The sequence below is a fragment of the Dickeya fangzhongdai genome, assembly GCF_002812485.1.
GTDB lineage: Bacteria > Pseudomonadota > Gammaproteobacteria > Enterobacterales > Enterobacteriaceae > Dickeya > Dickeya fangzhongdai.
Genome location: NZ_CP025003.1, coordinates 3,855,326 through 3,876,797, shown reverse-complemented (window position 1 = coordinate 3,876,797; position 21,472 = coordinate 3,855,326). Strand labels below are relative to the sequence as shown.

Sequence of the window (21,472 nt, the reverse complement as noted above, 5' to 3'; positions counted from 1 at the left end):
TAATGTTATCAAGGACATCAGGAGTTCATCACATGCATAACGACCTGTTTGCGCAGATCAATCCGCCCCATCGCCTGCTGATGGGGCCCGGCCCGATCAATGCCGACCCGCGCGTACTGCGCGCGATGGCCAGCCAACTGGTCGGGCAGTATGACCCGGCGATGACCGAGTACATGAATCAGGTGATGGCGTTGTATCGCCAGCTGTTCCGCACCGACAACCGCTGGACGATGCTGGTGGACGGCACGTCCCGCGCCGGTATCGAGGCGATTCTGGTCTCGGCGATCCGCCCCGGCGATCGCGTATTGGTGCCGGTGTTCGGCCGCTTCGGCCATCTGCTGTGCGAGATTGCCCGCCGCTGCCGCGCCGATGTGCACACCATCGAAGCGCCGTGGGGCGAGGTGTTCACGCCGGACCAGATCGAAGACGCCATTAAACGGGTGAAACCGCGTCTGCTGCTCACCGTACAGGGCGATACCTCCACCACCATGTTGCAGCCGCTGGCGGAGCTGGGCGCTATCTGCCGTCGTCATGACGTGCTGTTTTACACCGATGCCACCGCGTCGTTCGGCGGCAACCCGCTGGAAACCGACGCCTGGGGGCTGGATGCGGTCTCCGCCGGGTTGCAGAAATGCCTGGGCGGGCCGTCCGGCAGTTCGCCGGTGACCCTCAGCCCGCGTATGGAGGCGGTGATTCGTCAGCGCAAATGTGTGGAGCAGGGCATCCGCACCGTCGATCATCAGGACGGCGACGACGAAATGATTTATTCCAACTACTTCGACCTCGGCATGATCATGGATTACTGGGGGCCGGAGCGGCTGAACCACCATACCGAGGCCACCAGCATGCTGTTCGCCGCCCGCGAATGCGCCCGCGTTATTCTGGAAGAGGGGCTGGACGCCAGTATCGCCCGCCACCAGTTGCACGGTAATGCGCTGCTGGCCGGCATCGAAGGCATGGGGTTGCAGCCGTACGGCGATATCGCCAACAAGATGAACAACGTGCTGGGCGTGGTGATCCCGCAGGGGGTCCACGGCGAGCAGGTGCGCAAGCTGCTGCTGGAGGATTTCGCCATTGAGATCGGTACCTCGTTCGGGCCGTTGCAGGGCAAGATCTGGCGCATCGGCACCATGGGCTACAACGCCCGCAAAGACTGCGTGATGCAGACGCTGACCGCGCTGGAAGCGGTGTTGAACCACCTTGGCTTCCGTTCCGCGCAGGGTGCGGCGTTGCAGGCCGCCTGGGATGTGTACGCCGCCGCACGGGCGCCGGCATGAGCGAGGTGCTGATGGAAAGCGTAATGACGGACCTCGACGCGCAGACGGCGGCCCGCCGGGTGATGGCGCGCTGTGATCGGCTGGCGGCCATCAGTGAAACCGCCGGCCAGCTTACCCGGGTTTATCTGTCTCCCCAGCATCTGCAGGCCAACCAGCAGGCGGGCGAGTGGATGCGGGAAGCGGGCATGCGTGTGTGGCAGGACAGCGTCGGCAATATTTGCGGCCGCTATGAAGGCTGTGCGCCGGGCGCGCCGGCGCTGTTGCTGGGATCGCACCTCGACACCGTACGCAACGCCGGCCGTTACGACGGTATGCTGGGGGTGCTGGCGGCGATTGAAACCGTGTCATTTCTGAATCAGCGTGGCGTTCGTTTGCCGGTGGCACTGGAGGTGATCGGTTTTGGCGACGAGGAGGGCACCCGCTTTGACGTCACGCTGCTCGGCAGTCGCGGACTGACCGGCACCTGGCCCGATGGCTGGCTGTCGCGCCCGGACGCCAACGGCATTACCGTCGCGCAGGCGCTGGCGCAGGCCGGGCTGGATCCGGACGCCATCGCACAGGCGGCCCGTCCGGCAGCGGATATTCTGGCCTATCTGGAGTTGCACATCGAGCAGGGGCCGTGTCTGGAACAGGCCGGGCTGGCGCTGGGCGTGGTGACGGCGATCAACGGCGCGCGGCGGCTGAACTGCACCTTTATCGGTCATGCCGGCCATGCCGGTACGGTGCCGATGTCGCAGCGGCAGGACGCGCTGGCGGCAGCGGCGGCGTGGATGACCCAGGCCGAGCAGGTGACGCGCGACAGCGATCCCTATCTGGTGGCGACCTTCGGCACCTTGCAGTGCCTGCCGGGCGCCGCCAACGTGATTCCCGGTGAAGTCAGGCTGACGCTGGATATCCGCGGCCCGGACGACAAACCGCTGGATGCGTTGTTGCAACGGTTGCTGACGCTGGCGCACGACATCGCCATGCAGCGCGGCTGCGCTTTCAGCGCCGAAGAGTATTACCGCATCGCCGCCACTCGTTGCGACGACGATCTGCAACAGCGGCTGTCCGCTGCGGTGACGCAGGTGCAGGGCGATAATTTGCATCTGCCTAGCGGCGCCGGCCATGACGCCATCGCCATCGCCGAATGCTGGCCGGTAGGGATGCTGTTTATGCGTTGCAAGGGCGGCGTCAGCCACCATCCTGACGAGTCGGTGCTGACGGACGATGTAGCGCTGGCGGTGCAGGCGCTGCTGCTGACGGTGTTGGGATACCGATAATCAAGCGCGCCTGAGCGCGCTTGATATTACAAACCGAACTTATCGGCGTCGCGCCAGGCCGGGAAGGCTTCACGGTAGCTTTGCAGCGTTTCCAGCGACAGTTCGGCGTCAAGACGCGCGGGTTGATGTTCCGGCGCGGAAGCCAGAATCGCGCCCTGTGCGTCGATAATCAGGCTGTCGCCCTGATAGCTGTGGCCGTTGCCGTCGATGCCGACGCGGTTGCAGCCTGCCACATAAGCCTGATTTTCAATCGCCCGCGCCGCCAGCAGCGTTTTCCAGTGCAGCGCGCGCGGCGCCGGCCAGTTGGCGACGTACAACGCCAGATCGTAATCCTGACGGTTGCGGGACCACACCGGGAAACGCAGGTCGTAGCAGATCAGCGGCAGAATACGCCAGCCGCGCCACTCCACGATTTCCCGCGTCTGGCCGGACTGGTAATACTCGTGCTCGCCCGCCATGCGGAACAGGTGGCGCTTGTCGTACTGGTACACCCGACCCTGCGGGTCGGCCAACAGAAAGCGGTTGACCGCGCCTTTGCCGGTTTGCACCGCCACGCTGCCGCCCACCAGCGCATTGCTGCGCTGCGCCCACTGTTTCAGCCAGGCTTCCACCACCGACTGTTCCAGACTGTTTTTGGCCGCTTCCATCGCGAAACCGGTGGTGAACATTTCCGGCAGCACGATCAGATCGCGGTCGGTAATCTCGCCTAACAGACCGTCGAAATGGCTAAGGTTGGCGGGGCCGTCCATCCAGACCAGCGGTTGTTGTAACAGGGTGACCTTTAAAGTTGACATAAGCGCTCCGCGGCAGCATCCAGGGTTGATTCCTGTTTGGCAAAGCATAACCGAATCAGCGTATGAGGGAAGGGGGCTGCGCAGAAAACGGACAGCGGAATCGCCGCCACGCCGACGTGCTCGGTCAGCCAGCGGCAGAAACTGACGTCATCCTGGCTGGAAATGGCGCGGTAGTCCGCCAGCAGGAAGTAGGTGCCTTCGCAGGGCAGAATATCCAGCCGGCTGGCGGCCAGCGCGTTAACGAACCGGTCGCGTTTGGCGCGATAGAAGTCGGGCAGTTCGCGCCAGTGCTGCGGCTGGTGTTGCAGCATATCGGCAATCGCCAACTGCGCCGGCGTATTGACGGAAAACGTCAGGTACTGATGAACCTTGCGCACCTCGGCGCTGAGCGCCGCCGGCGCGACGCAATAACCTACTTTCCAGCCGGTCATATGATACGTTTTGCCGAAGGAGGACACGGCAATCGCCCGCTGGCGCAGTTCCGGATGCGCCAGTACGCTGGCGTGCCCGTCGGCGGCGAAACAAATGTGCTCGTACACTTCATCGCTCAGCACATAGATGTGGCGACTGGCGATGGCCTGCCAGAGCTGGCGGAAATCCTCCTGCTGCCAGACGGTGGCGGATGGATTGTGCGGCGTGTTGACGATCACCAGCCGGGTGCGATCGCTCAGCAAAGCGCCGAAAGCGGCCCAGTCGACGCGAAACGCCGGCGGCTGCAGGGCGATCCGCTTCAGTACGCCGCCGGCCAGTTGCACCGCCGGGGCGTAACTGTCGTAGCTGGGATCGAAGCAGACAACTTCGTCGCCGGGCCGCACCAGCGCGCTGATGGCGGCGAACAACGCCTCGGTGGCGCCGGCGGTGACCGTGACCTCGCTATCGGCGTCCGGCTGCCAGCCATACAGCGTCGCGGTCTTTTCCGCAATCGCGTGGCGCAACGGCGCTACGCCGGTCATCGGCGCGTACTGATTGGCGCCCTGACTGACGTGATAAGCCAGACGCTGTTTCAGGTAGTCCGGGCCGTCAAAATCCGGGAAGCCTTGCGACAGGTTGATCGCCCGATGCTGCTGCGCCAACGCGCTCATCTGGGTAAAAATGGTGGTGCCGAGGGAAGGGAGTTTACTGTCGGGGATCAGTGCGGCGCTCATGGCTGAAAAGGACTCCTGCAAGCCTGTATTGCTGCCACTATATACAGGATGCTAGTATTTGGCAATCAAGACGCTTGGACGTTTAAACGGCTAAATTCCATAATTCTCTAAGCCATAATCAAATATGATAAGCAGACTAATTAATTGGTTTGACAATTGCATGACAGCTTCACCTGCACAGGATGATTTATGAGTGATACTTCACAACTGGCCGCGCTGGTGGCGGCCTGCCACTGGATCGGCGAGAAAGGCTGGTGCCCGGCGACGGGCGGCAACATGTCCGTTCGCCTTGATGAACGGCAGTGTCTGATTACCGAATCCGGCAAGGATAAAGGCAGCCTGCGCGAAGACGATTTTCTGCTGGTCGATATCGCCACTAATCATGTGCCGAGCGGCCGTACGCCATCGGCGGAGACCGGGCTGCATACGCTGCTCTACCGCTTATCTCCGGCAACAGGCGCGGTGTTGCATACCCATTCGGTCAACGCCACGGTATTGTCGCGGGTGGAAAAAAGCGACGCGCTGGTGCTGCAAGGGTATGAAATGCAGAAATCGCTGAGCGGTCAGCGTACCCATCTGGATCAGGTGGCGATCCCGATTTTCGACAACGATCAGGATATTCCGGCGTTGGCGGAGCGGGTGGCGGCCCGTCATGAGGCGGCGCCGCTGCGCTACGGTTTTCTGGTGCGCGGGCACGGCCTTTATTGCTGGGGCAATGACGTTAAAGAGGCTCGTCGTCATCTGGAAGGGCTGGAATTCCTGTTCCAGTGCGAACTGCAACGACGTTTACTGGAGGCTAAATGATCAAAGCGATTGTCACCGATATTGAAGGCACCACCAGCGATATTCGCTTTGTCCACAACGTGCTGTTCCCGTACGCCCGCGCAAGGCTGGCCGATGTGGTAGCGCTGGCGGACCGTGACCCGGAGATTACGGGCGCGCTGACGGTGCTGCGTCAGGAACTGGAGCAGCCGGACGCTTCGCCCGCGCAACTGCTGGCCGCACTCAACCAGTTTATGGATGAAGATCGCAAATCGCCGGCGCTGAAGTTGTTACAGGGCATCATCTGGCGCAGCGGCTACCGTAACGGCGATTTTCGCGGCCATGTCTATGACGACGTAGCGCCGCAACTGCGCGGCTGGCGCGAGCAGGGCATCGCGCTGTATGTCTACTCGTCCGGTTCGGTGGAAGCACAGCATCTGTTGTTTGGTCACAGCGACGCCGGCGATTTGCGGCCGCTGTTCAGCGACTATTTCGACACCCGCGTCGGCGCCAAGCGCGAGACGGCGTCGTACCAGAACATCGCCCGCGCTATCGGGTTGCCCGCCGGTGCGTTGCTGTTCCTGTCCGATATTCGTCAGGAACTGGACGCCGCCGAACAGGCGGGCTGGCATACCTGCCAGTTGATCCGTGACGACGCGGATACCGACAGTCGTCATCGTCAGGTAAACCGTTTTGATCAGATCGATCTGAATGCCTATCAGGCCAACTAACAGGAGAACCCGTCATGAGTGCTTTAACCATTTTCAGCGATACGGATGCCCGTCAGCCGGTCTGGCAAAGCCGCGATGCGGAGGCGATTAAACAGCAACTGAGCGCCATCAATGTGCGTTTTGAACGCTGGCAGGCGGATCGTGAACTGAGCGCCAGTCCCGCCGCCGAAGAGGTGCTGTCCGCCTATCAGCATGAGATTGACAAACTGGTGGCGGAAAAAGGTTACCAGAGCTGGGATGTAATCAGCATGCGTGCCGACAACCCGCAGAAAGCGGCGCTGCGCACCAAGTTTCTGTCGGAACACACCCACGGCGAAGATGAAGTGCGTTTCTTTGTCGAAGGCGCCGGGCTGTTTTGCCTGCACGTAGACGGCCGGATTTTCCAGATCCTGTGCGAAAAGAATGACCTGCTGTCGGTGCCCGCCGGTATTCCGCACTGGTTCGACATGGGATCCGAGCCGCATTTCACCGCCATTCGCCTGTTCGACAATCCGGATGGTTGGATTGCCCACTTCACCGGCGATGCCATCGCCGATGCCTATCCGAAACTGGCGTAACCCCGCATTAAGCCGTGTCTGCCTGTGCCAGACACGGCTTTTGGTTCCTATTCCTTTACTCTCATCCAGCCAGCGAGCGCTGAAAAACGCCGTTGCGTACGTGTTCCGGGGTGATCACGCCGCAATCCAGAACCCAGCCGCTGATAAGCGCTGCCGGCGTGACGTCGAACGCCGGGTTGTAAACCGGCGCGTTATGCGGCGCCCACTGACACTGACCAAAACTGCCGGACACGCCGGTGACTTCGCTGGCGGCGCGCTGCTCGATCGGAATGGCATTGCCGTCCGGGCAGTGCGGATCGTGGGTGGTATGCGGCGCGGCGACGTAAAACGGAATACCGTGGTAGTGCGCCAGCACCGCCAGGCTGTAAGTGCCGATCTTGTTGGCGACGTCGCCGTTGGCGGCGATGCGATCCGCACCGACCCAGATGGCGTCGACCCGGCCCTGCGCCATCAGCGAGGCGGCCATCGAGTCGCAGATCAGATGATACGGAATCCCCAGTTCGCCCAGCTCCCAGGCGGTCAGGCGGCCGCCCTGCAGCAGCGGACGGGTTTCATCCACCCAGACGTTTTCCACCTTGCCCTGTTGGTGAGCGCGCAGTATGACGCCAATCGCGGTGCCGACGCCCGCCGTCGCCAGCCCACCGGTGTTGCAGTGGGTCAACAGGCGACTACCCGGTTTCACCAGCGCGGCGCCGTTGTTGGCAATACGCTCGCACAGCGCTTTATCTTCCTCAATCAGCCGCAGTGCTTCCTGCGTCATGGCGCTGATGAAATCATCGGCGGCCAGCGCCTGCTTCATGCGATCCAGATTGTTCATCAGGTTGACGGCGGTCGGGCGGGAAGCGCGCAACGTATCCAGCGCCTGCGCCAGTTGCGGCTGCGGCAGACCCTGTTCCGCCAGCAGCGCCAGCAGCAGGCTGGCGGACAGCCCGATCAGCGGCGCGCCGCGTACCCGCAGGGTGCGGATATGGTCGACCAACGCATCGGTATCCGGGCAAGGGCACCAGATTTTTTCCTGCGGCAACGCCTGTTGATCAAGGATCCAGAGCTGATTATCAACGACGTTGAGGCTGGTGGTGTTAACGGTCTGCATGGGTGGTTAAATCCGTGTTGCGTTATTGCATCAGGATTCTTATTCTGCCAATATGCGATACAGAAGTATAGACGTCCAAACGCTTTTATGTCTAAAAGTAGGGCGCGCATAACAGCAAACACAAACGCACATCAATGAGGTGGGTCATGTCGCTTTACCGTACTTTTAACGCGGACGATGCCGTGCAGTACGCCCGTCAGTATGGCGGGGTTACCGATCCGCAGTCGTTGGTTACCGCCGATGAAATCGGCGACGGTAACCTGAATCTGGTGTTCAAGATTCGTGATACGCAGGGCGTTAGCCGGGTGATCGTCAAGCAGGCGTTGCCGTATGTCCGGTGCGTCGGCGAATCCTGGCCGCTGACGCTGGATCGCGCCCGCATCGAAGCGGAAACGCTGCTGGCGCACGCGCAGTATTGCCCGCAGCACACGGTAACGGTGCTGCATCATGATCCGGAACTGGCGGTGATGGTGCAGGAAGATCTGTCTGACCATGAAATCTGGCGGCGTGAACTGGTGAAAGGGCGTGACTATCCGCAGGCGGCGGCGCAACTGGGGGAATACCTGGCGCAAGCGCTATTCCACCACACGGATTTCTACCAGTCGCCCCATGATAAGAAGGCGGCGGTGAGTCGTTTTACCAACCCGGAACTGTGCCAGATCACCGAAGATCTGTTTTTCACCGATCCCTACATCGATCATGAACGCAACCAGTTTGACCCGGCGCTGCTGCCTGATGTGCTGGCGTTACGCGATGATCAGCCGCTGAAATGCGCCGTCGCCGCGCTCAAGCATGCCTTTCTGAGCAAAGCGGAAACGCTGCTGCACGGCGATATTCACAGCGGCTCGATTTTCGTGGCGGAAAACCGCCTGAAAGTGATCGACGCCGAGTTCGGTTTCTACGGCCCGATTGGGTTTGATATCGGTACGGCGCTGGGCAACCTGCTGCTGAACTACTGCGGGTTGCCGGGATTGCTGCCGCCGCGCGAGGCTAGCGCCGCACGCGAACGGCGTCTGGAGGATATCGTGACGCTGTGGCAGACCTTCGCCAGCCGTTTTGCGGCATTAGGCCGCGAGAAGAGCCGGGATCCAGCGCTGGCGGTGGAAGGCTACGTTGAGCGATTCCTGCAGCAGGTGTGGCAGGATACGGTGGGGTACTGCGGCACCGAACTGATTCGTCGCACTATCGGGCTGGCGCATGTCGCTGACCTCGATACCATTGCCGATGACGCCGCCCGTCAATCCTGCCAGCGTCATGCCATTCAGCTTGGCAAGACGCTGATTCTGGCCGCCGCGCACATCGACGGCCCGGAGGCTTTACTGGCACGAGTGCGTCAAAGCGGCGCCTGATTCGGATAGCGCATAGCAGAAAAATGGCGCCTCTGTGCAGACAGGAAAGGCGCCGTTATTGTTTCAGGCGGCCGTATCGGCAGGCAGTCGTCGCTCTGCCGCCGCCTTGTGCGCGCTCAGCGCGTCCGGTGCGAAGTCGTCAACGTTGATGGAACGCAGCCGACTGGCTTCCGCCTGCATCAATACGCTGGCTTCTTCCGGCGTAATCACCCCTTCCGCCAGCCCATGTTCCGCCAGTTTATCCAGTTGCATGAAAGGCAACGGGTAACCAGCCGACTGCGACAGCCGTTGATGGATCGGCTCGGCAGCCAGAATATCCTGCAACGATTGCTCCAACTGCGCGGCCGGGTGGTGAGCCCCTGCTTTCAGGTACAGACCGCGCCCCAGTCGGCTGCGGGTCGCCGACGGCGCCTGCAACAACCGCGCCAGTTGATGGTCCAACTGGTCGGTGGGGGCCGGGCTGGTACGGCCCAGCGGGAAGATGACCGCCCGCAGCAGCCCGGCTACCAACCGGTTGGGGAAGTTACGCAGTAGCTCGGTCATCGCCTGTTCCGCCTGATGCAGACAATCCTGCACGCCCCAGTGCACCAGCGGCAGATCGGCCTGCTGACGGCCTTCCTCGTCGTAGCGTTTTAGCGTGGCGGACGCCAGATACAGTTGACTCAGTACGTCGCCCAGCCGGGCGGAAAGGCGCTCGCGGCGTTTCAGGCTGCCGCCCAGCACGCCCATCGACACATCCGCCAGCAGCGCCAGATTGGCGCTTAGCCGGTTCAGGCGCTGATAGTAACGGCGGGTGGCGTCGCTGACGGGCGCACGGCTGGTGCGCCCGTTGGTCAAGCCCAGCCACAGGCTGCGCATGGTATTGCCGCCGATATGTCCCAGGTGGCCGAACAGCGCCCGGTCAAAGGCTTTCAGGTCGTTGTCCTGCGCCGCGCCCATCTCTTTCAACACGTACGGATGGCAGCGGATGGCGCCTTGCCCGAAGATGATCATGCTGCGGGTCAGGATATTGGCGCCTTCGACGGTGATGGCGATCGGCGCGCCCTGATAGTGACGGGCGACAAAGTTGGACGGACCAAGGCAGATGCCTTTGCCGCCGGTGACGTCCATCGCGTCGATGATGCCGCGCTGACCGCGATGGGTGCAGTGATATTTGACGATGGCGGACAGCACCGACGGCCGTGCGCCTTGCATGATGCCGCTGGTGATAAGCGTAGCGGCGGCGTCCATCACGTAAGCGTTGCCGGCCATGCGGGCCAGCGGCTCTTCAATGCCTTCCATTTTGCCGATCGGCAGTTTGAACTGGCGGCGGATGCGGGCGTAAGCGCCGGTCGCCAGCGCTACGCTTTTCAGGCCGCCGGTGGCGTTGGACGGCAGGGTGATGCCGCGACCGACCGACAGACATTCCATCAGCATACGCCAGCCCTGGCCCGCCATCTGCGGCCCGCCGATGATGTAGTCCAGCGGAACAAAAATGTTTTCGCCCTGCGTCGGGCCGTTCTGGAACGGGATATTAATCGGAAAGTGACGGCGGCCGATTTTCACGCCTTCGGTACGGGTGGGGATCAGCGCGCAGGTGATGCCGATGTCGTCGCGGTCGCCCAGCAAATGGTCCGGGTCGTACAAACGGAACGCCAGACCCAACACGGTGGCGACGGGAGCCAGCGTAATGTAGCGTTTGTTCCAGGTTAGCCGCATCCCCAGCATCTGCTGGCCTTGCCACTGGCCGTAGCACACCACCCCCAAATCAGGGATGGCGCTGGCGTCGGACCCGGCTTCCGGGCTGGTCAACGCGAAACAGGGGATTTCGTCGCCGCGCGCCAGCCGCGGCAGGTAGTGATCCTTCTGTTCGTCGGTGCCGTAGTGCTGCAGCAGCTCTCCGGGGCCGAGCGAGTTGGGCACCCCGACGGTGATCGCCAGAATGCTGGATACCCCGGCCAGTTTTTGCAGCACCATCGCTTGTGCATAAGCGGAAAACTCCAGTCCGCCGTACTCTTTTTTGATGATCAGCGCGAAGAAACGGTGCTGTTTCAGGAAACCCCACAGCTCCGGCGGCAGGTCGGCGCGTTCGTGGGTGATTTCAAAGTCATTCGCCAGACGGCAAGCCTCTTCCACCGGCCCGTCCAGAAACGCCTGTTCTTCCGGCGTCAACGCCGGGCGGGGATAGGCGTGCAGGGTATGCCAGTCGGGCGCGCCGCGAAACAGTTCGCCTTCCCACCAGGTGGTGCCGGCGTCAATGGCTTCTTTTTCCGTTTTGGACATGGGCGGCATCACGCGCCGGAACGCCGTCAGCGCCGGTGCGGAGAGAAACCGTTGCCGCAGCGGCGTCGCCAGCAGCGGCAAGAGCAACAAGCCCAGCGGAATCAGCAGCCAGGCCGACCACAGATTCAGCGCCGCCATAGCGACGACCCAAAGTACAATCAACGCACTGCTCAGCCACAGCGACAGCCGGTGGTAGAACAGGGCGCCGATAAGCATCAAAACGATCAGGACACTGACTGCAACCATGGTTTTATTCTCCAGTCCGTATAATCAGTTCACGCTTGGTGGTCTGACCTGTTGGTATAATGTGGTTTTAGTTCAGTGAAATGTTTTTATCAATTCTTTTACAACGCAATTACAACTTGACTCACAAAGTCACATCCGAACGACACCGCTGACGCGCGATGCCGCCGTTTGGCAATTGTCTGCTTCTCGTGGTTTGGGCGATCCGCTACACTGCACGGCAGCACAGGTTATGTCCCTTCATGCCGGGTATCGCCGGCGCAGCCTGACTACATTGCGCTGCCGCGGCCCGTGCATCATCAAGGGACACAGCCTAAATATCATGATGTCATTGAATGAGAGGATTCCATGTACCAGGACTTAATCCGTAATGAGCTGAAAGAGGCGGCGTCCACGCTGAACACATTTTTAAGTGATGATGCCAATATTCAGGCGATTCAGGATGCGGCCGTTTTGCTGGCGGATGCCTTTAAGGCGGGTGGAAAGGTGATCTCCTGCGGTAACGGCGGCTCTCACTGTGATGCCATGCATTTCGCGGAAGAACTGACTGGCCGTTATCGCGAAAACCGCCCCGGTTATCCGGCTATCGCCATTTCCGACCCGAGCCACCTGTCCTGCGTCAGCAACGATTTCGGCTATGATTTCGTGTTCTCCCGCTATGTGGAATCGCTGGGGCGTGAAGGGGACGTACTGCTCGGCATCTCCACCTCCGGCAATTCCGGCAACATCATCAAAGCGATCAGCGCCGCACGCGCCAAGCGTATGAAAGTGATTACGCTGACCGGTAAAGACGGCGGCAAGATGGCGGGCACCGCGGATGTGGAAATTCGCGTGCCGCACTTTGGTTACGCTGACCGCATTCAGGAAGTGCACATCAAGGCGATCCACATTCTGATTCAATTGATTGAAAAGGAAATGGCCGGCAACTGATCGCCGGTCATCGCACACAGCAGCTAAAGGGATCAGACGCCGTTAATTAAAGGAATCGGACATGTGTGAACTGCTTGGGATGAGCGCCAACGTCCCAACGGATATCTGTTTCAGTTTTACCGGCCTGATGCAGCGGGGCGGCCGTACCGGGCCGCACCGCGATGGTTGGGGAATTACCTTCTACGAAGGCAACGGCTGCCGTACCTTCAAAGACCCGCTGCCCAGCTTCAACTCGCCGATTGCCGAACTGGTGCAGAACTATCCCATCAAGTCCTGCGCGGTGGTGTCTCACATCCGCCAGGCCAACCGCGGCGCGGTGGCGCTGGAAAACACTCACCCGTTTACCCGCGAGCTATGGGGCCGAAACTGGACCTTTGCCCATAACGGCCAGCTCAAAGGGTATCGCCGTTTGAAAACCGGCCATTTTCGTCCGGTTGGAGAAACCGACAGCGAATACGCCTTTTGCTGGCTGCTGTATCAGCTGTCGCAGCGTTATCCGCGCACGCCGTCCAACTGGCCGGCGGTGTTCCGTTACATCGCCACGCTGGCCGATCAACTGCGTAAAAAGGGCGTGTTCAATATGCTGCTGTCGGATGGGCAGTTCGTGATGGGGTTCAGTTCGACCAAACTGCACTGGATCACCCGACGGGCGCCATTTGGCAAGGCGACCTTGCTGGATGATGATGTGGAAATCGACTTCCAGCAGCAGACCACACCCAACGATGTGGTCACGGTGCTGGCGACTCAGCCGTTGACCGGCAACGAAACCTGGCACCCGATTGCGCCAGGCGAGTTCGTGTTATTTTGTTTTGGCGAGCGTGTAATTTGACTCAGGCTGACCGACGGGCGCGGACTGGTTAACCACGTACTGCCCGTTGAGCACCGACACCGCCGGCGGCTGGTGGGTCCGGTTGAAGTAGGCGTAACCCGGCTGCAGCTGACTCCAGAATTTGTAGTAGCTGGAGCGGCTGTGGCGCTTCATGTTCTGCTCGTTCATGCGGAACGGGTAAATCGCCAGCTCTACTTTCTGCTGCCCGTTGCGCAGCGCTTTCTCCACATAAGTGTAAATCTCTTCAATATATTTGTTGGTCATGGCATAGCAGCCGATAGACACGCACTCGCCGTGGATCATCAGGTAACGGCCGGAATAGCCGTGCGCGCGATCGTACTCGTTCGGGAAGCCGACGTTGATGGCGCGATAATAATGGCTGTCGGGTTTCAGTTGCTTCAGATCAACCTGATAAAACCCTTCCGGACTTTTAAAATCGCCCTCGGTCATTTTGGGGCCGAGGCCGCCGGAATATTTACAGATCGGGTAACTCTGCACCAGCTTGTACTCGTCGCCTGTTCTGGTGTAAAGCTCCAGTACCCGTTCTTCCTTGAAGATCTGAATATAAACCGGTGATCCTGCCACCTGCTGTTTCATTTCTGTCGTCGCCGGCGACACCTGATTGGCGTAACTGTTGCTGATGGCGACGGAAGGCAAAATAAACAACATCGCAAGCGAAAGCGCGACTTTGTGCATTGTTAATCCTGATTATTGGAGCTGTTATTTTATACCCGTCATACTTCAAGTTGCCGGTGCGTTATTCAACACGCGAGCGTATTGTCCGGTAAATCGAATAATCTTGGGTATATCTGATACGGTGTGTGGCGGTGCCGCCCCGCATCTCTTATCTGTCAGGCTTTGTCCTGCCATTAGGCTATGCCCCATAGCGAGGGATAGCCTGATGTCAAGTCGCGCAACCACATTATCACCGTATCCGTTTTATTCAGGAAGGAAAAAAGAATAAAAAATCGGACTATTCCGGCCAATAGCGCCCGCCGCTCATCTGATGCAGTGGAACCGTTAAGCGAAGGTGTTGCCTGTTGTAATATTGATCTGTATATTTATACAGTAATTTGGAGGGGCGATGCGCAAGATCATTCATGTCGATATGGATTGCTTTTACGCCGCGATAGAGATGCGGGATAATCCGCGCCTGCGTGATATTCCGCTGGCGATCGGCGGCAGCGCCGATCGGCGCGGCGTGATCTGCACCGCCAACTACCCGGCCCGCCGTTATGGCGTACGCAGCGCTATGGCGACCGCCACCGCGTTGCGGCTTTGCCCTCATCTGACGCTATTGCCCGGTCGAATGGAAGTTTACAAAGCCGCCTCCTACCAGATTCGGGAGATCTTTTCCCGTTACACCTCGCTGATTGAGCCGCTTTCGCTGGATGAAGCTTATCTCGATGTGACCGACAGCCTGCATTGCGGCGGTTCCGCCACCCTGATGGCCCAGGAAATCCGCCAGACGATTTCCGACGAACTGCACCTGACCGCTTCGGCCGGCGTCGCGCCAATCAAGTTTCTCGCCAAAGTCGCCTCCGAACAGAACAAACCCAACGGGCAGTATGTGATTTCACCGGCGCAAATGGAGGCATTCCTGCTGGCGCTGCCGCTGGAAAAAATCCCCGGCGTCGGCAAAGTGACCGCCAAACGGCTGGCGGAGTGCGGGCTGCTCACCTGCGCCGATGTTCGCCGCTATGCGCTGACCGAACTGCTGCGGGAATTCGGTAAATTCGGTCGGGTGCTGTGGGAACGCTGCCACGGTATTGACGAGCGTCAGGTGTCGCCGGATCGTCTGCGTAAGTCGGTCGGCGTTGAGAAAACGCTGGCGCAGGATATTCACGACTGGACCGCCTGCGAAGCGTTGATTGAGCGATTGTATGACGAGCTGGAACTACGCCTGCGGCGTGTTCGCCCGGACCTGCATATTGCCCGACAAGGGGTAAAGCTGAAATTCGACGATTTTCGCCAGACGACGCAGGAACATGTCTGGCCGGTGCTGAATAAACCGGATTTGCTAAGGCTGGCACGGGAGAGTTGGGAACAGCGGCGTGAAGCGCGGGGCGTGCGGCTGGTAGGGTTGCATGTTTCGTTGATCGACCCGCAACTTGAACGGCAACTGGTATTCCAGTGGGATTGACGCCCTGCGGCGAGGGCATCGGCATTTGGCGGTGATGCCCGACGGATCGGGCATCACCGGCGCGGGTTACGCGCGTTCCGGAATGGCTTTCAGCAGTGCGGTCAGCAGTTTCCAGTACTGGCCGACGCTGGCGATGTGAACCTGTTCATCCGGCGAGTGCGGACCGGTGATGGTCGGCCCAATGGAAACCATATCCATGTCTGGATACGGTTTCTTGAACAGACCACACTCCAGCCCGGCGTGGATCACCATGATGTTAGGCGTTTTGTCGAACAGCTTCTGGTAGGTTTCACGCACCAGATGCATCACCGGCGACTGGGCATCCGGCTGCCAGCCGGGGTAACCGCCTTTGGCCTGGGTGTCGGCGCCCGCCAGTTGACCCAGTGAAGTGAGCATGCTCACTACGTAGTCTTTGCCGCTGTCGACCAGCGAACGAATCAGGCAGTGAATTTCCGCCTGCGTGTCGGTCATGCCGACCACGCCGACGTTCAGCGACGTTTCCACCACGCCTTTCACGTCGTCGCTCATGCGGATCACGCCGTTCGGCGTGCTGTTCAGCAGGGCGATGAAACGATCACGGCTGGCGGTGGTCAGCGCTGCCGCCGTGCCGTCTGTGGCTTCCAGCAGCAGGGTGATGTTCTTTTCCACCGCCGCGAGTTCGTGCTTCAGCACGGCCAGGTAGGCTTGCGCCGCGGCTTTCAGCGCGTCCGCTTTGTCGGCTGATACCGCCAGAGTGACGGCGCCTTCGCGCGGAATGGCGTTGCGCAGCGTGCCGCCGTGCAGGTCGATGACCCGCAGGTCCAGTTCTGCGGCGTGCTGGGCCAGAAAGCGCGCCAGCAGTTTGTTGACGTTGCCCAGTCCCAGGTGGATGTCGCAACCGGAGTGGCCGCCTTTCAGCCCTTTGATGACCAGTTTCAGCGTCTGATAACCGACTGGAACCGCTTCGCGTTGCAGCGGCAGACGGGTCAGGAAATCAATACCGCCGGCGCAACCCATGTAAATTTCGCCTTCCTCTTCGGAATCGGTATTGATCAGAATGTCGCCCCGCAGCCAGTTGGGTTGCAAGCCGAATGCGCCGTCCATGCCGGCTTCTTCCGTCATGGTCAGCAGCACTTCCAGCGGCCCGTGCTCCACGCTGTCGTCAGACAGCACTGCCAGCGCCGAGGCCATGCCGATGCCGTTGTCAGCGCCCAGCGTAGTGCCGCGGGCCTTGATCCATTCGCCATCGATGTAAGGTTGGATTGGGTCTGTGGTGAAGTCGTGTACTGTGTCGTTGTTTTTTTGCGGCACCATGTCCAGATGCGCCTGAATCACCACCGGTTTGCGGTTTTCCATGCCGGGCGTCGCCGGTTTGCGCAGCAGAATATTGCCCACCTGATCGCGCTCCGTATGAAGGCCTCGCTCCTGCGCCCAGGACAGAATGTAAGCGGCCAGCGCTTCTTCATGATAGGACGGGTGCGGAATAGAACAGATTTTGGCAAAAATGTCCCACAGCGGCTGTGGGGAGAGTTGAGACAAGGCTGACACTATTTAACCTCTCCAGTTAAGCATCCACGCGACGGATGGCGTGCGATGCCGAAAAACCGTTATTGATCGCCTGAAAACGCAGGCACGCTAAGACAGAATAACACTTTCCCACGATCGGGGAGAATGTCCGCGGCATAAGGATTATGAATAGTAAGAGAGGATAAACGATGAACGAACGTAAAGGATCAGGGAGAGGGAAGACGGGGGAAGAGAACGCGCGCTCTTCCCATCATTCGGCCTTAATCGTAGTCGTTGCGACGGCGTGCGCTGGAGGGCTGTTCGTCCCGGCGAATCTCGACGGGGATCAGGGCGGGCTGGCGCCGCATTAACAGACGCAAGCTGATGCTCAGCTCAAAACAAAACAGTATCATCAACGCGAGGCCGGATACGGGGATGAACACGTCCAGTTGTGCAAGGAGGAAGCTGTCGAAAATAGTCATGAGTGTTCTCCTGGCTGTGGTTATTCAACCTGTTTTTAACGTATAGGCAACATCTAGTCTAATAACTTTTTTACATTATAGCGGCTTGATTGATTACGCAGCGTTACCATTTGATTAGCGTATGGCGCACATATTGTATAAATACTGGTTTTTGTCCGATCAGCTATCTATAATCTCGCGCAACCTTATTTTCCCCTTCCGACTCTGATTAAGCCGACTTCACCGTTGGCTGGGATATGTTTTATGAGTGAAAAGTACATCGTCACCTGGGATATGTTGCAAATCCACGCCCGTAAACTGGCTCAGCGTTTGCTGCCGGCCGAACAGTGGAAAGGCATTATTGCCGTGAGCCGTGGTGGTCTGGTGCCGGGGGCCCTGCTGGCCCGCGAGCTGGGTATCCGCAATGTGGATACCGTGTGCATCTCCAGCTACGATCATGACAACCAGCGCGAGCTGAAAGTGCTGAAACGGGCTGAAGGCGATGGCGAAGGCTACATCGTGATCGATGACCTGGTGGATACCGGCGGCACCGCCAAAGCTATCCGCGACATGTATCCGAAAGCTCACTTTATCACCATCTTCGCCAAACCGGCCGGCAAACCGCTGGTAGATGACTACGAAGTGGATATCCCGCAGGATACCTGGATTGAACAGCCGTGGGACATGGGCGTGGTGTTTGTACCGCCTCTGGCCGGCCGTTAATCCCGCCACATCGCTTTTTACGCGCCCGGTTATGCCGGGCGTGTTTGTTTCTGTGACCGGGATTGGCGCGCCGTATTTGTTTTTCACCGCTGCGGTTCGGTACACTTTTCCCTCATACCATTATCTTTCTTGTTTTGATTCGTCCACGGAGGCTGCTGTGATTAAGGCCAACCTGTCCGAAACGTTGTTTAAACCGTCGGTAAAACATCAGGAAACCTCTACGCTGATCCAACGTTCGCGCAATGCGGCCGGCGTGGCTGCCATGCAGTCGGCGCTGGAGGGGGAAAACACCCGCAACTGGTATCGGATGATCAACCGGTTGTTATGGATTTGGCGCGGCGTGCATCCGTGGGAGATTGAAGAAGTATTGGCGCGGATTGCCGCCAGCGAAGCGGAACGCAGCGACGATCAATTACTGGATACGGTCATTGGCTACCGGGGCGGCAACTGGATATACGAATGGGTATCGCAAGGCATGCGCTGGCAACAGCAGGCTGGGCAGTATCCGCAAGGCGAGCAGGCCGGGCAGTGCTGGCTGAACGCCGCTAACCTGTACAGTATCGCCGCCTATCCTCATCTCAAAGGCGACGAACTGGCGGAACAGGCTCAGGCACTGGCCAATCGCGCTTATGAAGAAGCCGCCAGTCACTTGTCTTACGAACTGAAAACCCTGACCCTGCCGGTGGAAGGCGGGGGACAGGTGACGGCGTTTTTGCATCTGCCGGCTCAGGGGCAGGCGCCGTTCCCGACCGTATTGATGTGCGGCAGTCTGGATACGCTGCAATGCGATTATCATCGCTTGTTTCAGGACTATCTGGCCCCGGCGGGGTTCGCGATGCTGACGGTGGATATGCCGTCGGTGGGATTGTCTTCGCGCTGGAAACTGGATCAGGATTCCAGCTTTCTGCATCAGCAGGTGCTGCGGGCTTTACCGGATGTGCCGTGGGTTGAGCACACCCGCGTCGGCGCTTTCGGTTTCCGTTTCGGCGCCAATATCGCGGTGCGGCTGGCTTATCTGGAGGCAAACCGGTTGCGGGCGGTCGCCTGTCTGGGGCCGATCGTCCATCATCTGCTCTCGGACGCCCGGCGCCAGCAGCAGGTGCCGGACATGTTTATGGATGTGCTGGCGAGCCGCCTCGGCATGACCTATTCCTCGGACGCCGCGTTGCTGGTGGAAGTAGGGCGCTATTCCCTGAAAACGCAGGGATTGCTGGGGCGACGTTGCCCAACGCCGATGTTCTCCGGCTACTGGAAAGACGACCTGATCAGCCCTAAAGAGGAGTCGATGCTGATCGTCAATTCGTCGCTGCAGGGTAAATTACTATCGCTGAATTTTTCGCCGGTGTACCAGACGTTTCATCTGGCGCTGCAACAGATGACCGACTGGTTGCGTCGCCAGTTGCGGTAGCCTTTGCATCGTGTGAAAAAATTATGCCGTGGCGTCTGGTTCGCCGCCGCGGTGTCAGCTACTGTATGGCAACTTCGTTTCAACGGACGACCAGAACTAACATGGTAGGAAAAGCGACATTATTTGCCGTGATGGTACTGGCATCCATGCTGATTTGCCCCTCGTTAAGGGCGCAGGCGCCGCATGATGACCTGACGCAGGTTTCGGATGTCGATGTGCGCCGCACGGTATCCGGTATCATCAGTTATTCCCACTGGCCGCGTCTGAACGGGCTTCCCACGCTGTGCGTGTTCTCTTCCGCGCATTTTTTGTCGGGGTTGACCATGCCGGCGGAGGCACAGGAAAAGCGGCTCTTTAACACGGTGACCGTCAAAGACACTCAGGAGCTGTTTGCTTCCGATTGTGACGCGGTGTACTTCGGTGAAGAAACGGTCTCTGAGCAGGTGGATATCGCCAGTTACGCCGTCGGCCATCCGCTGATGACCATTGCCGAGCAGTCGCCCGACTGCCATGAAGGCAGCGCGTTCTGCCTGGTGTTCGCCGGGAAGAGCGTCGGGTTCTCCATCAACATGGAGGCGCTGTCCCGTACCGGGGTCAGGGTGAATCCGGACGTGTTAATGCTGGCCCGGGTCCGGAACTGAACCGATGGCGATACCTGTACCGCACGCTTATCGACAGAAAACCTTCAGGCAGGCGCTGACCCGCATCAATACGCTGGGGGTGGTGATCGCCATGGTGTTTTCATGGCTGTTGATTACCGTCGCCTCCATGTTCTGTTTCAAGCAATATGCTGAGAAAAACCTGCAACTGCTGGGTTATACCCTGAGTCGCAACGTCGAAGCGGCGGTGGTGTTTCGCGATGTGACGGCGGCAAACGAAACCTTGAGCAGTTTGGGGCGGCAGGGACAGTTCAGCAGCGCGCTGCTGACGGATGCCAAAGGCAAGCCGCTGGCGCAATGGAGCGCAGGAGAAGCAGCAACGCCGGATTGGCTCAGTCATCTGACGTCAAAGTGGCTGTTTCCCGGTAGCGTGATACAGCCCATCACCCACCGCGGCCAGCGGATCGGGTATCTGGAAATCAGCGGCGCGGACACGCCCGCCAGAAATTTCGTGTTCTTCTCGTTGGGTTCGCTGACCTTATGCATGTTGCTGGCGTCGTTGCTCGCCATCGTGATTTCCCGCCGCCTGCACCGCGGGTTGATCCTGTCGCTGCATCATATTGCCGAAGTGGTGCATGATATCCGCGAAAATCGCCATTTTTCCCGCCGGGTGCCGACGGTCAAACTCGCCGAGCTGGATGGTTTTGGGCGTGACCTCAACAGCTTGCTGGATGAAGTTGAATCCTGGCAGCGCCAGATGCAGCACGAGAACGATTCGCTGCTCAGACATTCACTGCACGACTCGCTGACCGGGCTGGCGAATCGCACCGCTTTTCTCAGCGCGCTTGCCGGCGTGCTGCAGGATCCGCAATACCAAACCAACACTGCGCTGCTGTTTATGGATGGCTACCGTTTCAAGAAAATCAATGACACTTACGGTCATGGCGCGGGCGATCAGGTGCTGCTGGCGGTAGCCAACCGGCTGACGCACTGCGCGTGCAACCAGGATTTACCGGCCAGGTTGGCGGGCGACGAGTTCGCGTTGATTCTGGTGGGAGTACACGATATGCAGGATGCGCAGCAACGGGTGGAGGCGATCCGGCAGATCATGCTTGAGCCGGTTATTCTGCCGGACGGGCAGGAAGTCGTGATGTCGCTCAGCATCGGCGTGGCGCAGGCGTTGCCGTCGATGACGCCGGAAATGCTGATCGAACTGGCTGACAAGGCGATGTATCAGGATAAACAGCGTCAGCGTCGTCATGATTTTGAACGCGTTTTACGCTACTTTGATGAAGACGCGACGGTGAATCAGTAGTGTTGCTTATCAATATGATGCACATTGGTGTGACACGGCTCGCGCCCTGAAACGTCGGATGCGAAAAAACTTGAACCCATGTTGGAAGTCCGGCAGGGTTGACC

General features: G+C 59.5%; 20 protein-coding genes. 13 read left to right on the top strand and 7 right to left on the bottom strand.

The genetic code is table 11. From position 1 onward, the window contains the following. The first annotated feature begins 32 nt into the window (after positions 1 to 32). On the top strand, positions 33 to 1,277 hold the full coding sequence (locus CVE23_RS17390) for a pyridoxal-phosphate-dependent aminotransferase family protein (RefSeq protein WP_042860844.1): 1,245 nt from the start codon (positions 33 to 35) through the stop codon (positions 1,275 to 1,277). Further along, entirely contained in the window at positions 1,274 to 2,539 is a 1,266-nt protein-coding gene (hpxK, locus tag CVE23_RS17385) for an allantoate amidohydrolase (protein WP_100850030.1), read from the top strand. Before CVE23_RS17390 ends, hpxK begins: the two co-directional genes overlap by 4 nt. 26 nt (positions 2,540 to 2,565) lie before the next feature. Here hpxK and CVE23_RS17380 read toward each other — a convergent pair whose 3' ends face one another. Both CVE23_RS17380 and CVE23_RS17375 read right to left on the bottom strand, forming a co-directional pair. Further along, positions 2,566 to 3,333, bottom strand: coding sequence for an amidohydrolase (locus CVE23_RS17380; RefSeq protein ID WP_100850029.1), 768 nt, complete (start codon positions 3,331 to 3,333; stop codon positions 2,566 to 2,568). After that, positions 3,321 to 4,478: a pyridoxal phosphate-dependent aminotransferase gene (locus CVE23_RS17375; protein ID WP_100850028.1), complete on the bottom strand. Its 1,158-nt coding sequence runs from the start codon at positions 4,476 to 4,478 to the stop codon at positions 3,321 to 3,323. The genes CVE23_RS17380 and CVE23_RS17375 overlap by 13 nt, the downstream gene beginning before the upstream one ends. Before the next feature lie 189 nt (positions 4,479 to 4,667). On the opposite strand from CVE23_RS17375, the gene CVE23_RS17370 reads away from it, so the two are divergent. From CVE23_RS17370 to CVE23_RS17360, 3 genes are read left to right on the top strand one after another with little or no spacing between them, the layout of a single operon-like run. Then, entirely contained in the window at positions 4,668 to 5,282 is a 615-nt protein-coding gene (locus CVE23_RS17370; RefSeq protein ID WP_100850027.1) for a methylthioribulose 1-phosphate dehydratase, read from the top strand. Then, positions 5,279 to 5,971 carry an acireductone synthase gene (mtnC, locus tag CVE23_RS17365; protein ID WP_100850026.1) on the top strand — a complete coding sequence of 231 codons (693 nt, stop codon included), beginning with the start codon at positions 5,279 to 5,281 and terminating at the stop codon, positions 5,969 to 5,971. The genes CVE23_RS17370 and mtnC overlap by 4 nt, the downstream gene beginning before the upstream one ends. A gap of 14 nt (positions 5,972 to 5,985) precedes the next feature. Next, positions 5,986 to 6,528, top strand: coding sequence for a 1,2-dihydroxy-3-keto-5-methylthiopentene dioxygenase (locus CVE23_RS17360; RefSeq protein WP_039694677.1), 543 nt, complete (start codon positions 5,986 to 5,988; stop codon positions 6,526 to 6,528). 61 nt (positions 6,529 to 6,589) lie between these two features. On the opposite strand, the gene mtnA is transcribed toward CVE23_RS17360, so the two are convergent. Then, positions 6,590 to 7,621: an S-methyl-5-thioribose-1-phosphate isomerase gene (gene mtnA / locus CVE23_RS17355; RefSeq protein ID WP_049842436.1), complete on the bottom strand. Its 1,032-nt coding sequence runs from the start codon at positions 7,619 to 7,621 to the stop codon at positions 6,590 to 6,592. Positions 7,622 to 7,767: 146 nt separating this feature from the next. Here mtnA and mtnK point away from each other — a divergent pair, with 146 nt between their 5' ends. Beyond that, positions 7,768 to 8,970 (top strand): S-methyl-5-thioribose kinase, encoded by a 1,203-nt coding sequence (mtnK, locus tag CVE23_RS17350; protein WP_049842437.1) that lies wholly within the window; start codon positions 7,768 to 7,770, stop codon positions 8,968 to 8,970. 63 nt (positions 8,971 to 9,033) lie between these two features. On the opposite strand, the gene fadE is transcribed toward mtnK, so the two are convergent. Beyond that, positions 9,034 to 11,478 (bottom strand): acyl-CoA dehydrogenase FadE, encoded by a 2,445-nt coding sequence (gene fadE, locus CVE23_RS17345; protein WP_100850025.1) that lies wholly within the window; start codon positions 11,476 to 11,478, stop codon positions 9,034 to 9,036. A 345-nt stretch (positions 11,479 to 11,823) separates the two neighbouring features. Here fadE and lpcA point away from each other — a divergent pair, with 345 nt between their 5' ends. Both lpcA and CVE23_RS17335 read left to right on the top strand, forming a co-directional pair. Next, complete coding sequence (gene lpcA, locus CVE23_RS17340) at positions 11,824 to 12,405, top strand: D-sedoheptulose 7-phosphate isomerase (protein ID WP_022634611.1); 582 nt, start codon at positions 11,824 to 11,826, stop codon at positions 12,403 to 12,405. 61 nt (positions 12,406 to 12,466) lie between these two features. After that, complete coding sequence (locus tag CVE23_RS17335) at positions 12,467 to 13,234, top strand: class II glutamine amidotransferase (RefSeq protein WP_100850024.1); 768 nt, start codon at positions 12,467 to 12,469, stop codon at positions 13,232 to 13,234. Here the strand turns inward: CVE23_RS17335 and dpaA are convergent. Beyond that, positions 13,205 to 13,930: a peptidoglycan meso-diaminopimelic acid protein amidase gene (gene dpaA, locus CVE23_RS17330; protein ID WP_038920007.1), complete on the bottom strand. Its 726-nt coding sequence runs from the start codon at positions 13,928 to 13,930 to the stop codon at positions 13,205 to 13,207. The genes CVE23_RS17335 and dpaA overlap by 30 nt on opposite strands. A 388-nt stretch (positions 13,931 to 14,318) precedes the next feature. On the opposite strand from dpaA, the gene dinB reads away from it, so the two are divergent. Continuing rightward, on the top strand, positions 14,319 to 15,377 hold the full coding sequence (gene dinB / locus CVE23_RS17325; protein ID WP_038920006.1) for a DNA polymerase IV: 1,059 nt from the start codon (positions 14,319 to 14,321) through the stop codon (positions 15,375 to 15,377). A 66-nt stretch (positions 15,378 to 15,443) separates the two neighbouring features. Here the strand turns inward: dinB and pepD are convergent, their stop codons facing one another. Next, positions 15,444 to 16,904 (bottom strand): beta-Ala-His dipeptidase, encoded by a 1,461-nt coding sequence (gene pepD, locus CVE23_RS17320; protein WP_100850023.1) that lies wholly within the window; start codon positions 16,902 to 16,904, stop codon positions 15,444 to 15,446. Positions 16,905 to 17,143: 239 nt separating this feature from the next. Beyond that, entirely contained in the window at positions 17,144 to 17,344 is a 201-nt protein-coding gene (locus tag CVE23_RS17315; protein ID WP_038920004.1) for a hypothetical protein, read from the bottom strand. A 243-nt stretch (positions 17,345 to 17,587) separates the two neighbouring features. Here CVE23_RS17315 and gpt point away from each other — a divergent pair, with 243 nt between their 5' ends. The 4 genes from gpt to dgcN all read left to right on the top strand — a co-directional run bounded on the left by gpt (position 17,588) and on the right by dgcN (position 21,368). Then, on the top strand, positions 17,588 to 18,046 hold the full coding sequence (gpt, locus tag CVE23_RS17310) for a xanthine phosphoribosyltransferase (protein WP_038920003.1): 459 nt from the start codon (positions 17,588 to 17,590) through the stop codon (positions 18,044 to 18,046). Positions 18,047 to 18,203: 157 nt separating this feature from the next. Beyond that, positions 18,204 to 19,454, top strand: coding sequence for an esterase FrsA (gene frsA, locus CVE23_RS17305; RefSeq protein WP_100850022.1), 1,251 nt, complete (start codon positions 18,204 to 18,206; stop codon positions 19,452 to 19,454). Between the two features lie 101 nt (positions 19,455 to 19,555). After that, positions 19,556 to 20,095: a regulatory sequestration protein YfiR gene (yfiR, locus tag CVE23_RS17300; RefSeq protein ID WP_038920001.1), complete on the top strand. Its 540-nt coding sequence runs from the start codon at positions 19,556 to 19,558 to the stop codon at positions 20,093 to 20,095. 4 nt (positions 20,096 to 20,099) lie between these two features. Continuing rightward, on the top strand, positions 20,100 to 21,368 hold the full coding sequence (gene dgcN, locus CVE23_RS17295) for a diguanylate cyclase DgcN/YfiN (protein WP_049854399.1): 1,269 nt from the start codon (positions 20,100 to 20,102) through the stop codon (positions 21,366 to 21,368). Positions 21,369 to 21,472: the final 104 nt, after the last annotated feature.